The 15480-nt window shown below is 41.3% G+C and carries 14 protein-coding genes; 11 read left to right on the forward strand and 3 right to left on the reverse strand.

Going from position 1 to position 15480, the window contains the following annotated elements; translation table 11 throughout:
- Window positions 1-33: 33 nt before the first annotated feature.
- Window positions 34-1074, forward strand: coding sequence for a translation elongation factor Ts (gene tsf / locus HF881_RS06960; protein WP_169446898.1), 1041 nt, complete (start codon window positions 34-36; stop codon window positions 1072-1074).
- A 114-nt stretch (window positions 1075-1188) separates the two neighbouring features.
- On the opposite strand, the gene cysK is transcribed toward tsf, so the two are convergent.
- The 3 genes from cysK to HF881_RS06975 form a co-directional block, all read right to left on the reverse strand.
- Window positions 1189-2115: a cysteine synthase A gene (gene cysK / locus HF881_RS06965; protein ID WP_169446899.1), complete on the reverse strand. Its 927-nt coding sequence runs from the start codon at window positions 2113-2115 to the stop codon at window positions 1189-1191.
- 96 nt (window positions 2116-2211) lie between these two features.
- Window positions 2212-2655, reverse strand: a complete 444-nt coding sequence (locus HF881_RS06970; RefSeq protein WP_169446900.1) for a PH domain-containing protein — start codon at window positions 2653-2655, stop codon at window positions 2212-2214.
- Between the two features lie 15 nt (window positions 2656-2670).
- Window positions 2671-3306, reverse strand: coding sequence for a YigZ family protein (locus HF881_RS06975; protein WP_169446901.1), 636 nt, complete (start codon window positions 3304-3306; stop codon window positions 2671-2673).
- A gap of 56 nt (window positions 3307-3362) precedes the next feature.
- Between HF881_RS06975 and HF881_RS06980 the strand changes: the two genes are divergently transcribed.
- From HF881_RS06980 to polA, 10 genes are all read left to right on the forward strand, one after another.
- On the forward strand, window positions 3363-4661 hold the full coding sequence (locus HF881_RS06980) for a DEAD/DEAH box helicase (RefSeq protein WP_169446902.1): 1299 nt from the start codon (window positions 3363-3365) through the stop codon (window positions 4659-4661).
- Window positions 4658-5320 carry a ComF family protein gene (locus HF881_RS06985; protein WP_169446903.1) on the forward strand — a complete coding sequence of 221 codons (663 nt, stop codon included), beginning with the start codon at window positions 4658-4660 and terminating at the stop codon, window positions 5318-5320. Before HF881_RS06980 ends, HF881_RS06985 begins: the two co-directional genes overlap by 4 nt.
- Window positions 5321-5399: 79 nt before the next feature.
- A complete protein-coding gene (gene raiA, locus HF881_RS06990; protein ID WP_000599119.1) occupies window positions 5400-5948 on the forward strand; it encodes a ribosome-associated translation inhibitor RaiA in 549 nt (182 codons plus the stop codon).
- Window positions 5949-6029: 81 nt separating this feature from the next.
- Window positions 6030-7208, forward strand: coding sequence for an acetyl-CoA C-acetyltransferase (locus tag HF881_RS06995; protein WP_169446904.1), 1179 nt, complete (start codon window positions 6030-6032; stop codon window positions 7206-7208).
- Between the two features lie 162 nt (window positions 7209-7370).
- The gene (locus tag HF881_RS07000; RefSeq protein ID WP_169446905.1) at window positions 7371-9344 is read left to right on the forward strand and encodes a DHH family phosphoesterase; all 1974 of its coding nucleotides are present in this window, start codon (window positions 7371-7373) and stop codon (window positions 9342-9344) included.
- Window positions 9341-9793: a 50S ribosomal protein L9 gene (gene rplI / locus HF881_RS07005; protein WP_125424921.1), complete on the forward strand. Its 453-nt coding sequence runs from the start codon at window positions 9341-9343 to the stop codon at window positions 9791-9793. The genes HF881_RS07000 and rplI overlap by 4 nt, the downstream gene beginning before the upstream one ends.
- Before the next feature lie 43 nt (window positions 9794-9836).
- Window positions 9837-11189, forward strand: a complete 1353-nt coding sequence (gene dnaB / locus HF881_RS07010; protein WP_061588531.1) for a replicative DNA helicase — start codon at window positions 9837-9839, stop codon at window positions 11187-11189.
- 1 nt (window position 11190) lies between these two features.
- Complete coding sequence (locus HF881_RS07015; protein WP_001278165.1) at window positions 11191-11457, forward strand: Veg family protein; 267 nt, start codon at window positions 11191-11193, stop codon at window positions 11455-11457.
- A gap of 99 nt (window positions 11458-11556) precedes the next feature.
- A complete protein-coding gene (locus tag HF881_RS07020) occupies window positions 11557-12666 on the forward strand; it encodes an SH3 domain-containing protein (protein ID WP_169446906.1) in 1110 nt (369 codons plus the stop codon).
- Between the two features lie 84 nt (window positions 12667-12750).
- Window positions 12751-15384 (forward strand): DNA polymerase I, encoded by a 2634-nt coding sequence (gene polA, locus HF881_RS07025; RefSeq protein WP_169446907.1) that lies wholly within the window; start codon window positions 12751-12753, stop codon window positions 15382-15384.
- The last annotated feature ends 96 nt before the right edge of the window (window positions 15385-15480 follow it).

The following is a 15480-nucleotide window of genomic DNA, read 5'->3' on the forward strand; positions in this document are numbered from 1 at the left end:
CTCCTATTTTTTAAAAAATATAGGAGAATCAAAATGGCAGAAATTACAGCTAAACTTGTAAAAGAGTTGCGTGAAAAATCTGGTGCCGGTGTTATGGACGCTAAAAAAGCGCTTGTAGAAACAGACGGCGATATCGAAAAAGCGATTGAATTGCTTCGTGAAAAAGGTATGGCGAAAGCAGCTAAGAAAGCTGACCGCGTTGCTGCAGAAGGTTTGACTGGTGTTTATGTTAACGGTAACGTTGCAGCAGTAATTGAAGTAAACGCTGAAACTGACTTCGTTGCGAAAAACGCTCAATTCGTTGACTTGGTTAATGCTACAGCTAAAGTAATTGCTGAAGGAAAACCAGCTAACAACGAAGAAGCACTTGCTTTGACAATGCCTTCAGGTGAAACTCTTGAAGCAGCTTATGTGTCTGCAACTGCAACTATCGGGGAAAAAATCTCATTCCGTCGTTTTGCTTTGATCGAAAAAACAGATGCACAACACTTTGGAGCTTACCAACACAATGGTGGTCGTATCGGTGTTATCTCAGTTATCGAAGGTGGAGACGAAGCTCTTGCTAAACAATTGTCAATGCACATCGCAGCGATGAAACCAACAGTTCTTTCTTATAAAGAATTGGACGCTCAATTTGTTAAAGATGAGTTGGCACAATTGAACCACGTCATCGACCAAGACAATGAAAGTCGCGCTATGGTTAACAAACCAGCTCTTCCACACTTGAAATATGGATCAAAAGCACAATTGACTGATGAAGTAATCGCTCAAGCTGAAGCTGACATCAAAGCTGAGTTGGTTGCAGAAGGCAAACCAGAAAAAATCTGGGACAAAATCATCCCAGGTAAAATGGACCGCTTCATGCTTGACAATACTAAAGTTGACCAAGCATACACACTTCTTGCACAAGTCTACATCATGGATGACAGCAAGACAGTTGAAGCTTATCTTGAATCAGTAAATGCTTCAGTAGTTGAGTTCGCTCGCTTTGAAGTTGGTGAAGGTATCGAGAAAGCTGCAAATGACTTCGAAGCTGAAGTTGCAGCTACAATGGCAGCAGCCTTGAATAACTAATGATAAAAGAGGAAGCAATTTGCTTCCTTTTTCTTTTGCTGTAGAGAACTTAGATTTTTCTTTAAATTGGTCAAAGAAAAAGCCCTTTAATAAGGGCTAAGTGCATTTAGGAGACTACACTTCAAATTCATAGAGTGCTGTAGACAGATAACGTTCGCCGTTATCTGGTGCTAAAGCAAGTACTTTCTTACCTGTACCTAATTTCTTGGCAACTTCAATTGCCCCGTAAATAGCTGCAGCTGAAGAAATCCCAACAAGGAAGCCTTCTTTTCCACCAATTTCACGGCCAAGAGCTAGAGCATCATCTGACGTTACGCGGACGATACCATCATAGGCCTTTGTGTCAAGTGTTTCAGGAATAAATCCAGCTGAGATGCCTTGAATTTTGTGAGGCCCTGGTTTTTCACCAGATAAGATCGCAGATTCATCTGCTTCTACTGCATAAACTTGAATGTTTGGATTTGCTGCTTTAAGAGCGTGAGAAACACCGGAGATCGTTCCACCGGTACCAACACCACCCACAAAGGCATCTAGTCCATCAGAACCGAAAGCAGCCAGTATTTCAGCTCCTGTTGTTCTTTCGTGTATTTCAGGATTAGCTGGGTTATTAAATTGGAGTGGAAGGAAGCCGTCACGTTCAGCAGCGATTTCCTGAGCTTTGGCAATAGCTCCTTTCATTCCTTCGCTACCAGGAGTAAGGACGAGTTCGGCACCATAAGCTTGGATAATCTTACGTCGTTCCACACTCATCGTTTCGGGCATGACGATAACAACTTTATATCCCTTAGCAGCACCTACCCAAGAAAGTCCGATACCAGTATTTCCACTCGTTGCTTCAACAATGGTAGCACCTGGTTTTAGAATACCATCTTGTTCCGCTTTTTCAATCATGCTAAGGGCAATGCGGTCTTTTACTGACGATCCAGGGTTAAAAGCTTCAAGTTTTACATAAACATCTGCAGCACCTTCTGGAACGATATTGTTGAGTTTAACAATTGGTGTTTGTCCAATTAGTTCAGTGATATTGTTATAAATAGTCATAGATATACCTCTTTGTATAAGATGATACTAGTATAACGTGCTCTAGGCTATTTGTAAAATATAGAAATCCTATCGAAGCGATAGGATTTTTTTATATCAAAGGTCTAAGCCATTAATTTTCAATCGATTGTGATAAGCAAGTTCTAGTAAATAAGTGTAAAGGGGAAGAATATCCGTTTTCTTAGGAAATTCAAATTTGTGGGAACTAAAATGTTCATTATGTGCTTTTAGAAAGACATTCTCTAAATAAGTGATCGTAATCTCACTATCGTCTATACCTGCTCCTGCAGTTTCCATTTCAACGTTGACAATGTTCATCAAAAAGAGTGACTTAACAGACATCTTGCGACCAGTAGCGCCTTGCTTGTCTGTAAAGATGATACGAATATTTGTAAAGATGATTGCGTCGCGAATGAGCTTATATCCACTTTGGATTTCTTCATTCTCTAGTAGGTATTGACCGTATTCTTTGATAAGAGCTTCTTTGTTTTGCTCGCTGAAGTTACCAGCAAGTCCTTGAATAAATTTTTCAAACGCCATGCATTTCTCCTTTGTTTACACTAAGTTTACAGGGACTTCAACTTCTCGTAAACCTTGATCTGTTAAAGTAACCTTTCCATTAAAAAACTCCACAAGAGCAGCCTTGATATTTTCTTTCTCTTCTTTGTCAACATAAATCATTGTATCAACTTGATCTGTAAAGTTTGTATCCAGCTCCATGAGATTATGTTCTTTAAGGAAGTTACTGTACTCTTGGTATTGAGCGTAAGACATCTGAATGGCTATGCCAGCCTGCTCTTTGATTTCAATAATGCCAATTTCTTTGACTGCCAAGGCTACGCTTCCTGCATAAGCACGAATCAAACCACCAGCACCTAACTTAACCCCCCCAAAGTAGCGAGTAACCACTACGCAGACATTAGTAAGGTTATGATTTTCTAAGACGCCAAGCATTGGGACTCCAGCGGTACCACTAGGCTCGCCATCATCACTCGTACGCTTGATCTCACTGCGTTCCCCTACAATAAAAGCAGAGCAGTTATGGGTGGCTTTGTAGTGTTCTTTTTTGATAGCAGTGATAAAGTCACGAGCCTCTTCTTCACTATAGACACGCTTTGCGTGACAGATAAAGCGTGACTTTTTAATTTCTTCTTGGACTTGCCCATCCTCTTTAATTGTTCTAAATTCCATGATTTAATTGTACTAAAAAAATACCAAAAGCGCTAGATATTTACGAATAAAGAAGTATGAAAGTAAATCCAAATTATCTCGGTCACTTGTTTACTGAGAAAGAATTAACTAAAGAAGAACGAGAGATGGCCGTAAAACTACCGGCAATGAGAAAAGAGAAGGGGAAACTTTTCTGTCAACGTTGTAATAGTTCTATTCTAGAAGATTGGTATTTGCCCATTGGGGCTTACTATTGTCGGGAATGCTTGTTGATGAAGCGCGTTAGGAGCGATCAAGCTTTATACTATTTTCCTCAGGAGGATTTTCCTAAACAAGATGTTCTCAAATGGCGTGGTCAGTTAACACCTTTTCAAGAAAAAGTGTCAGAGGGACTGCTTCAAGCGGTAGACAAGCAGGAACCGACCTTAGTTCATGCTGTCACAGGAGCTGGAAAGACAGAGATGATTTATCAAGTTGTAGCCAAAGTGATTAATGATGGTGGTTCAGTTTGTTTGGCCAGTCCTCGAATCGATGTTTGTTTGGAGTTGTATAAACGACTGCAGAATGATTTTGCTTGTAGAATAGCACTGCTCCATGGCGAATCAGAACCCTATTTTCGAACTCCACTAGTTGTTGCAACGACTCATCAGCTATTAAAATTTCATCATGCTTTTGATTTGCTGATAGTGGATGAAGTAGATGCCTTTCCTTATGTTGACAATCCTGTGCTTTATTACGCTGTAAACCAATGTGTAAAGGAGGAGGGGTTAAAGATATTCCTTACAGCGACTTCTACAGATGAGTTAGATAAGATGGTTCGCACAGGAGAATTAAAAAGGTTGAGCTTGCCAAGACGATTTCATGGAAATCCATTGATCATTCCAAAGCCAGTTTGGTTATCAGATTTTAATCGTTATTTAGATAAGAGTCAGTTGTCACCTAAGTTAAAGACCTTTATTGAGAGGCAGAGAAGAACAGGTTATCCCTTGTTAATCTTTGCATCAGAGATTAAGAAAGGTGAAAAACTAAAAGAAATTTTGCAAGAGCAGTACCCGAATGAGAATATCGGTTTTGTATCTTCTGTCACAGAAGACCGGTTAGAGCAAGTGCAAGCTTTTCGAGATGGAGAACTGACAATACTGATCAGTACGACAATCTTGGAACGTGGGGTTACCTTCCCTTGTGTGGATGTTTTCGTAGTAGAAGCTAATCATCGTCTCTTTACCAAGTCTAGCTTGATTCAGATTGGTGGGCGAGTTGGGCGTAGTATGGACAGACCAACTGGTGAGTTGCTCTTCTTTCATGATGGATTAAATACTTCCATCAAAAAGGCAATCAAGGAAATCAAGCAGATGAACAAGGAGGCGGGATTATGAATTGTTTATTATGTGGCCAGACTACAAAGAGTGAGTTAACTTTTAGTAGTCTCTTCCTTTTGAGGGATGACTGCAGTTATCTTTGCTCAACTTGTGCTTCTAGTTTTGAGAAGATTGGTGAAGACTATTGTCCAAACTGCATGAAAAGAGGGTTGTCAACCACGTGTCAAGATTGTGAACTTTGGTGTAAAGAAGGGATTCAAGTTAGCCATAAGGCGATATTCACCTACAATCAAGCTATGAAAGACTTCTTTAGTCGATATAAGTTTGATGGGGATTTTCTACTTAGAAAAGTTTTCGCTTCTGTTCTTGCTAATGAGTTGAAAAAGTATAGAGACTATGAATTTGTGGTAATTCCCTTAAGTCCTGAAAGATTGCTTGAGAGGGGATTTAATCAGGTTGAAGGTTTGGTTGAGGCGGCAGGATTTTCCTTTCAAGACTTATTAGGGAAAAGAGAAGAGAAAGCTAGTTCTTCTAAGAATCGTTCAGAAAGATTAGCTACTGAGATCCCATTTTTCATTAAAGATGAGACCTCACTTCCTAAGAAGATTTTGTTGATTGATGACATCTATACAACAGGAGCGACTATTAATCGTGTGAAAAGGCTTCTGGAAGAAGCAGGTGTTTTGGAAGTCAAAACTTTTTCTCTTGTAAGATAAGGAAAAAATTTGCAAAATGAAAATGAAAGCGTTATAATATAGTTAGAAAAATAAAAATGTTTAGAAAGAAGGTACTTATATGATTAAATATAGTATCCGTGGTGAAAACCTAGAAGTAACAGAAGCAATTCGCAATTATGTAGTTTCTAAACTCGAAAAGATCGAAAAATATTTTCAACCTGAACAAGAGTTGGATGCACGTGTTAACTTGAAAGTTTACCGTGAAAAAACAGCAAAAGTTGAAGTAACAATTCCACTTGGCTCAATTACTCTTCGTGCAGAAGATATTTCTCAAGATATGTATGGTTCTATTGATCTTGTAACAGATAAAATTGAACGCCAGATTCGAAAAAATAAAACAAAAATCGAACGCAAGAATAAAAATAAGGTTGCAACAAGCCAACTCTTTACAGATGCTCTAGTTGAAGATGCAAATGTTGTGCAGCCAAAAGTGGTTCGTTCAAAACAAATTGATTTAAAACCAATGGATTTGGAAGAAGCTCTTCTTCAAATGGACTTGTTAGGACATGATTTCTTTATCTATGTAGACGTAGAAGATCAAACAACAAATGTTTTGTATCGTCGTGAAGATGGTGAAGTTGGTTTGCTTGAAGTAAAAGAATCATAAAATAGAATTTTTAAAGTGGTTTACACCAGTGTAAACCACTTTTGTATTGCATCATTATAAGAGTTATAATTGGAGATAGTCATGAAAGACGTGGTGATTGTTTCGGCGGTGCGAACACCTTTAGGTTCCTTTGGTGGGAGCTTAAAGAATGTTTCTGCTGTTGATTTGGGCTCTTTGGTCATTAAGAGCGCTTTGGAAAAAGCGAATATTAAACCAGAGCAGGTAGATGAAGTGATTATGGGGAATGTCCTAGGCGCAGGTTTAGGCCAAAACGTGGCTCGCCAAATGAGCATTCAAGCGGGGCTCCCTGAATTTACACCAGCCTTTACCATTAATAAGGTTTGTGGTTCTGGGTTAAAGGCAGTTCAGTTAGCTGCTCAAGCGATTCAGTGCGGTGATGCAGATATTGTCGTGGCTGGTGGTGCAGAAAATATGAGTCAGGCTCCATATGTTTTGCCAAACTTCCGTTGGGGCGGCCGTATGGGCGATTCGAAAGTTGTAGATACCATGATTAAGGACGGTTTGTCTGATGCCTTTAACGAATACCATATGGGGATTACAGCTGAGAATGTGGCTGAAGAATATGGTATCAGTCGAGAAGAACAAGACGCTCTTGCTTTAGAATCACAAAAACGAGCAGTTGCGGCTATAGAATCTGGCCGCTTTAAAGAAGAGATTGTGCCAGTGGTCATTCCTCAACGCAAAGGCGATCCTATCGTTTTTGATACAGATGAATATCCTAGAAAAGATGCTAGCTTAGAGAGTTTGTCTAAACTAGGTTCTGTTTTCAAAAAAGACGGTTCTGTTACAGCTGGAAATGCTTCAGGAATCAATGACGGAGCAGCGGCTGTCTTGGTCATGAGTGCTGAAAAAGCTGAAGAATTAGGACTTTCAGTGATTGCCCGCATTCGTTCGTATGCAAGTGCAGGTTTGGATCCTAAGATGATGGGATGTGGACCAATTTATGCGACTCGCAAGGCTCTTGAAAAAGGCAATTTGACAGTTGATGATCTTGACTTGATTGAGTCAAATGAAGCCTTTGCCGCTCAGGCTTGTGCGGTTGGGAAAACACTTGGCTTTAACACAGATATTGTCAATGTCAATGGTGGCGCGATTGCTCTTGGTCACCCAATTGGAGCTTCAGGCTGCCGTATCTTAGTGACTCTGGTACATGAGATGATGAAACGTGATGCTAAAACTGGTTTAGCAACTCTCTGTATCGGGGGAGGGATGGGAACAGCCCTCATCGTTGAACGTTAAGTGACAGTAACCAGAGTATATAGATGTGCAGGAGGATGGTTAGCTTATCCTCCTTTTTGCATTAAAATCATAAAAAAATCAATAAGGAAAAGGAGGCTTACCACTTTTTAAAGGTCGCTTTTTAAGGGCTTTTGTGATATAATAATGCGCAAGAGGTTTAGAATGAAAAAAAATAATTTAACTCCGATTTCTGCGGTTCTACTAGGGATTGCAACTTTCGGAACCTTAACAATGCTGATTATTTTTTCACAAAATAATGTTGTAACAATCAGTGCCTTGTTTTTATTTGTACTTCTTTATCTGCTTTTATTCATCTGGCAAAAAAAACAGTATGAAAAGAGCGAAATTGAACAAATCCAATACGTAAACCATCAAGCGGAAGATAGCTTGAACACGCTGCTTGATCAAATGCCAGTTGGTGTTCTGAAATTAGACTTATCTAGTGGCGAAGTCGAATGGTTTAATCCTTATGCTGAGTTGATTTTGACGACTGAAGAAGGCGAAATTGATGTTGACTTGATTCAAACCATTATCAAGGCTTCTGTGGGGAACCCTGGTTCTTACGCTACCCTAGGCGAAACACGCTATGCCGTTCATATGGACAAGGCTTCAGGTGTCCTGTATTTTTTTGACGTTTCAGGGGAATACGAAGCAACTGTCGAATTGGTAACCAGTCGACCAGTGATTGGGGTCATCTCGGTAGACAACTACGATGATTTAGAGGATGCGACCTCCGAATCGGATATCAGTCATATCAATAGTTTTGTGGCAAATTTTGTTTCAGAGTTTGCTGGTCAATATGCTATGTTTTCTCGGCGTGTGGGGATGGATCGATTTTATCTATTTACTGATTACACAGTTCTTGAGGGCTTGATGAATGATAAATTCTCTGTGATTGATGCCTTTCGTGAGGAGTCAAAACAGAGACAGTTGCCATTGACCTTGAGCATGGGCTTTTCTTATGGTGATGGAAATCATGATGAGATAGGGAAAGTTGCTTTAAGGAACTTGAACTTAGCTGAGGTTCGTGGTGGGGACCAAGTGGTAGTCAAGGAAAATGATGAAACCAAGAATCCAGTCTACTTTGGTGGTGGTTCCGCAGCCTCTGTTAAGAGAACGAGAACACGTACGAGAGCTATGATGACAGCTATTTCAGATAAGATTCGCAGTGTGGATCAGGTCTTTGTAGTTGGTCATAAGAATCTGGATATGGATGCCTTGGGGTCTGCGGTTGGCATGCAGTTGTTTGCTAACAATATCACTGAAAATAGCTATGCTGTTTATGATGCAGAACAAATGTCGCCAGACATTGAGCGCGCCGTCAACTTCTTGGGGAAAGAAGGAGTCACTAAACTCTTGCCTCTTACAGATGCGATGAAGTTAGTCACAAATCGTTCGTTGTTGATTTTAGTGGATCATTCGAAGACAGCTTTGACTTTATCGAAAGATTTTTACGAACTGTTCACTCAAACCATTGTCATTGACCATCATAGACGTGATCAGGACTTCCCTGATAATGCCGTTATAACGTATATTGAGAGTGGGGCAAGTAGTGCGAGTGAGTTGGTAACAGAATTGATTCAGTTCCAAAATTCTAAGAAAAATCGTTTGAGTCGTATGCAGGCTAGTGTTTTGATGGCTGGTATGATGCTGGATACCAAGAATTTCACATCTCGCGTGACGAGTCGAACTTTTGATGTGGCCAGCTATCTCAGAACACGTGGAAGTGACAGTATTGCTATCCAGGAGATTGCTGCGACAGATTTTGAAGAGTACCGTGAGGTAAATGAACTCATTTTACAAGGTCATAAGTTGGGTTCAGATATCTTGATCGCCCAAGCTAAGGACTCAACGACTTATGACACAGTTGTTATCAGTAAGGCTGCCGATGCTATGTTGGCTATGTCCGGCATTGAAGCCAGCTTCGTTCTAGCAAAAAATACACAAGGATTTATCTCTATCTCGGCTCGAAGTCGTAGTAAAATCAATGTGCAACGTATTATGGAAGAGCTGGGTGGTGGAGGTCACTTTAATCTAGCAGCTGCGCAAATCGAGAATATGAGTCTGTCAGAAGCAGGAGAAAAATTGACTCAACTTATTTTAGATGAATTAAAAGAAAAGGAGAAAGAAGAATGAAAGTAATCTTTTTAGCAGATGTCAAAGGAAAAGGGAAAAAAGGCGAAATCAAGGAAGTGCCAACTGGCTACGCCCAAAACTTCCTGATTAAAAAGAATTTGGCCAAGGAAGCGACTGCTCAAGCAGTGGGCGAGTTGCGTGGTAAACAAAAATCAGAAGAAAAGGCTCATGCTGAAATGATTGCTGAAGCAAAAGCCATCAAAGCCAAGCTTGAATCAGAAGAGACTGTCGTAGAGTTTGTTGAAAAAGTTGGACCAGATGGCCGTACATTTGGCTCCATCACCAACAAGAAAATTGCAGAAGAATTGCAAAAGCAATTCGGAATCAATATTGACAAACGTCATATTCAAGTAAAGGCACCAATTCGAGCAGTAGGTTTGATTGATGTACCAGTGAAAATCTACCAAGATGTTACAAGTGTCATCAATCTTCGTGTAAAAGAAGGGTAACTTTACAACTTCTTGACAAGATTGTAAAAGGAAGGAAAGTCGGATGGCAGAAGTAGAGGAACTGCGAGTTCAACCTCAGGATATTTTGGCCGAACAATCTGTTCTGGGGGCTATTTTTATAGATGAGAGCAAGCTCGTTTTTGTCCGAGAATATATTGATTCTCGAGACTTCTTTAAGTATGCTCATCGGTTGATCTTCCAAGCGATGGTAGACTTGTCGGATCGTGGAGAAGCGATTGATGCGACAACGGTTCGGACGATTTTGGATAACCAAGGGGATCTCCAAAATATTGGTGGCTTGTCTTACCTTGTCGAAATTGTCAACTCTGTACCAACTTCAGCTAATGCGGAATATTATGCTAAAATCGTTGCGGAAAAGGCTATGCTACGTCGCTTGATTTCCAAGTTGACAGAGTCTGTCAACCAAGCCTATGAAGCTTCTAAGCCTGCAGATGAGATCATTGCTCAAGCTGAAAAGGGACTCATTGATGTTAGTGAAAACGCCAATCGTAGTGGTTTCAAGAATATCCGAGATATTCTAAATATCAACTTTGGGAACCTAGAAGTTCGGTCACAACAAACAACGGATATCACAGGTATTGCGACGGGCTACCGTGATTTGGACCATATGACGACAGGTCTCCACGAGGAGGAGTTGATTATCCTAGCGGCGCGTCCAGCGGTTGGTAAGACGGCCTTTGCTTTGAACATTGCGCAGAACATTGGGACTAAGTTGGACAAGACGGTAGCTATCTTTTCATTGGAAATGGGTGCGGAAAGTCTAGTAGACCGGATGCTAGCGGCCGAAGGCTTGGTGGAGTCTCATTCTATCCGTACGGGTCAATTGACTGATGAGGAGTGGCAAAAGTATACTATTGCCCAAGGAAATCTAGCCAACGCGAGTATCTATATCGATGATACACCAGGGATTCGAATCACGGAAATTCGCTCTCGTTCACGCAAACTAGCTCAAGAAACGGGCAATCTAGGATTGATTTTGATCGACTACCTACAGCTTATCACAGGGACTGGTCGTGAGAACCGCCAACAAGAAGTTTCTGAAATTTCTCGTCAGTTGAAAATTCTTGCTAAGGAATTGAAAGTTCCAGTCATTGCTCTTAGTCAGTTATCTCGTGGAGTGGAACAGCGGCAGGATAAGAGGCCAGTCTTGTCTGATATTCGTGAATCGGGTTCTATCGAGCAGGATGCAGATATCGTAGCCTTTCTATACCGTGACGACTACTACGATCGTGCGGGTGAAGAAGAGGAAGGAATTCCAAATAATAAGGTTGAGGTTATCATCGAGAAAAACCGTAGTGGAGCTCGTGGAACAGTGGAATTGATTTTCCAAAAAGAATACAATAAATTTTCAAGTATCTCAAAGAGGGAGGCATAAGATGTCAGATGCATTTACAGATGTAGCCAAGATGAAAAAAATCAAAGAAGAAATTAAGGCGCATGAGGGACAAGTCGTTGAAATGACTTTGGAAAATGGCCGTAAGCGCCAAAAAAATCGATTGGGTAAGCTAATTGAAGTTTATCCGTCTCTATTTATCGTTGAATTTGGGGATGTTGAGGGAGATAAACAAGCTAATGTTTACGTAGAATCCTTCACCTACTCAGATATCTTAACAGAGAAGAATTTGATTCGCTATCTAGACTAAGAATCCTAAAATAAAGTGAGCTTTGCTCACTTTTTTCTTTTTCTCCCGAATAGTATAAAGGAGGGTAACCTCGGAAATTTATATTATTAAGGAGAAAGAATGACGTTTTTAAAATCAGGAGTTAAGAAGAGTAGATATACGCAGTTGGGTGTAGGGCTGGCTACATTGTTGGTTACGAGTGCTTTTTTGTTTGGTGGTGAATCGGTTCAGGCCGATAGTGTAGCGCGTGGTGATGACTATCCGCTTCACTACAAAAATGGTAGTGTGGAAATTGACCAGTGGCGGATGTATTCTCGCCAATGTACGTCTTTTGCGGCCTTTCGTTTGAATAGTGTAAATGGCTTTGAGATTCCTCCTGCCTACGGTAATGCGAATGAATGGGGACACCGTGCAAGGAGAGAAGGCTACCGTGTTGATAGCAAGCCAGAAGTTGGATCTATCGCTTGGTCGACAGAAGGTTATTATGGGCACGTGGCCTGGGTATCTAATGTATCAGGAGATACGATTGAGATCGAAGAGTATAACTATGGTGTTAGGGAGAAATACAATCGCCGAAGCGTAAAAGCTAGCTCTATGACAGGCTTTATCCATTTTAAGGACTTGGTAGGGAGTGGTGGTAGAACTGGAAATCCTATCAGGTCAGGGTTGGCATCTAGTGGAACTCATACGTTTACTCAAAAGTCTGCCATTCGAAACCAGCCGTCAAGTACAGCACAAGTTATTGACTACTACTATACTGGTGAAAATGTTAGCTACGATCAAATCGTAGAAAAGGACGGTTATAAATGGCTCAGCTACCTATCCTATAGTGGAACGAGGAGATACGTCCAGTATATGGAAACAGAATCGGTGGAGAATGGTTGGAAGAAGCAAAACGGTATTTGGAATTACCGTGAGAACGGGAAACTCGCAACTGGTTGGAAGAAAATAAATGGCAGTTGGTATCACTTTAAAGACAATGGAACCATGTCAACAGGTTGGGTGAAGGATGGTTCGCATTGGTACTATCTAAAGGCATCAGGGGAGATGCAGACAGGATGGCTAAAGGAAAATGGAACATGGTATTATTTGGAGAGTTCAGGAGCTATGAAGTCTAGCCAGTGGTTCCAAGTAGGAGGAAAGTATTACTACGTCAATGCTTCAGGGGCTTTAGCAGTGAATACCACTGTGGATGGCCATCGAGTGGATAGTAATGGAGCTAGAATCTAGAAAGAATATAAAAAAGAGGGCTTCACTACCATTTGCCTATTCTTTCCGATGGTATTTTTCCTTGCTTTCCTTTATAATGGGTGTATGGACAAGAAAAAATTATTATTAATTGATGGATCTTCTGTTGCTTTTCGAGCTTTTTTTGCGCTCTATCAGCAGCTGGATCGATTTAAAAATGCTAATGGTCTTCATACCAATGCAATCTATGGCTTTCAACTCATGTTAAATCATGTCTTGGAGCGAGTTGACCCCAGCCATGTTTTGGTAGCTTTTGATGCAGGTAAGACGACTTTCCGAACAGAGATGTATGCAGACTACAAGGGTGGCCGTGCTAAAACTCCAGATGAGTTTCGTGAGCAATTTCCCTTCATTCGTGAGTTGTTAGACCACCTTGGGATTCGACACTATGAGTTGCCTCAGTATGAAGCGGATGATATCATCGGAACCCTAGGTCGTTTGGCTGAGAAGGATTCTTTTGATGTGACTATCGTTAGCGGAGACAAGGACTTGATTCAGTTGACGGATCAGCATACGGTGGTCGAGATTTCCAAGAAAGGTGTGGCTGAGTTTGAGGCCTTTACGCCAGACTATCTTATGGAAAAGATGGGCCTCACACCAGCTCAGTTTATAGACCTCAAGGCCCTGATGGGGGATAAGTCTGATAATATCCCTGGCGTCACTAAGATTGGTGAAAAGACGGGTATCAAGCTCTTGCTAGAACATGGTTCGCTTGAGGGTATTTACGAAAATATTGATGGGATGAAGGCTTCTAAGATGAAGGAAAATCTCATCAATGATAAGGAACAAGCCTTCCTGTCTAAAACCTTGGCGACTATTGAGACAAATGCACCGATTGAGATTGGCCTTGATGATTTGGTCTATAGTGGACCAGATGTGGAAAATCTCGGCAAATTCTACGATGAAATGGGCTTCAAACAACTCAAGCAAGCTTTAAATGTTTCGTCGACGGATGTGGCTGAGAGGTTGGACTTCACTATCGTTGACCAAGTGAAGGAAGATATGCTGAGTTCTGACTCCATCTTCCACTTTGAGCTCTTTGGTGAGAACTACCATACAGACGACTTGGTTGGTTTTGCCTGGTCCTGTGGAGATAAACTTTACGCTACAGACAAACTTGAGCTCTTGCAGGAGCCGATTCTCAAGAATTTTCTAGAAAAAACACCTCTGAAAGTGTATGACTTTAAGAAAGCTAAGGTTCTTTTAAATCGCTTGGGCTTGAACCTGCAGACCCCTGCTTTTGACAGTCGTTTGGCTAAATACTTACTCTCAACAGTCGAGAACAATGAAATTTCAACCATTGCGAATCTCTATGGCCAAACTTATTTGGCTGATGATGAGATTTTCTACGGCAAGGGTGTCAAGAAAGCTATCCCTGAGAGAGAGAAATTCTTGGAGCACTTGGCTCGCAAGGTTGCTGTATTGGTTGAGACTGAGCCTGTTTTACTTGAAAAACTCAGTGAACATGGGCAGTTAGATCTCCTCTATGACATGGAGCAACCTCTGGCTTTTGTCCTTGCTAAGATGGAAATTGCTGGTATCAAGGTCAAAAAAGAAACCCTGCTTGAGATGCAAGCTGAAAATGAGGTCGTCATTGAGCAACTCACTCAAGAGATTTACGAACTGGCTGGTGAGGAGTTTAATATCAACTCTCCTAAGCAGTTGGGAGTACTGCTCTTTGAAAAGCTTGGTCTTCCTCTAGAATACACCAAGAAAACCAAGACAGGTTACTCGACAGCCGTGGATGTGCTAGAGCGTCTGGCTCCTATTGCGCCAATTGTTAAAAAAATTCTCGATTACCGTCAGATTGCGAAGATTCAATCTACCTATGTGATTGGTTTGCAGGACTGGATTTTGGCTGATGGCAAGATTCACACACGCTATGTGCAGGATTTGACTCAGACAGGGCGTCTGTCTAGTGTGGATCCAAACTTGCAAAATATTCCTGTTCGTTTGGAACAAGGCCGCCTCATTCGTAAGGCTTTTGTGCCAGAGTGGGAGGATAGTGTACTACTCAGCTCGGACTATTCACAGATTGAGTTGCGCGTTTTGGCGCATATCTCTAAGGATGAGCACTTAATCAAGGCTTTCCAAGAAGGAGCTGACATCCATACTTCAACGGCCATGCGGGTCTTTGGAATTGAACGTCCAGAGGATGTGACTCCAAACGACCGTCGCAATGCCAAGGCGGTTAACTTCGGAGTGGTTTACGGGATTTCAGACTTTGGTTTGGCAAACAATCTTGGTATCAGCCGTAAGGAGGCTAAAGCCTACATTGACACTTACTTTGAACGCTTCCCAGGTATTAAAAACTACATGGATGAGGTGGTGCGTGAAGCGCGTGATAAGGGCTATGTAGAGACTCTCTTCAAGCGTCGTCGTGAGTTGCCAGATATTAATTCGCGCAACTTCAATATTCGTGGTTTTGCGGAGCGGACAGCCATTAACTCCCCTATCCAGGGATCGGCAGCAGATATTCTCAAAATTGCTATGATTCAGCTAGACAAGGCCTTGGTTGCAGGTGGTTATCAGACTAAGATGCTGTTACAAGTGCACGATGAAATCGTCCTTGAAGTTCCGAAATCAGAACTAGCAGCCGTCAAAGCTCTAGTGAAACAAACCATGGAAGAAGCCATCCAGCTCAGTGTTCCCCTTATCGCAGATGAAAATGAAGGAGCAACTTGGTACGAGGCTAAATAAGAAAGATATGATAGAGTTTGAAGCATTTGTCTTCAAACTCTTTTTCAAGATTTTCTGTAAGCAGTTTCCTTGACTTATCCTTGCTTTTGCGTTATC

The sequence above is a fragment of the Streptococcus sp. WB01_FAA12 genome (assembly GCF_012843315.1).
In the GTDB taxonomy this organism is placed as follows: Bacteria; Bacillota; Bacilli; order Lactobacillales; family Streptococcaceae; genus Streptococcus.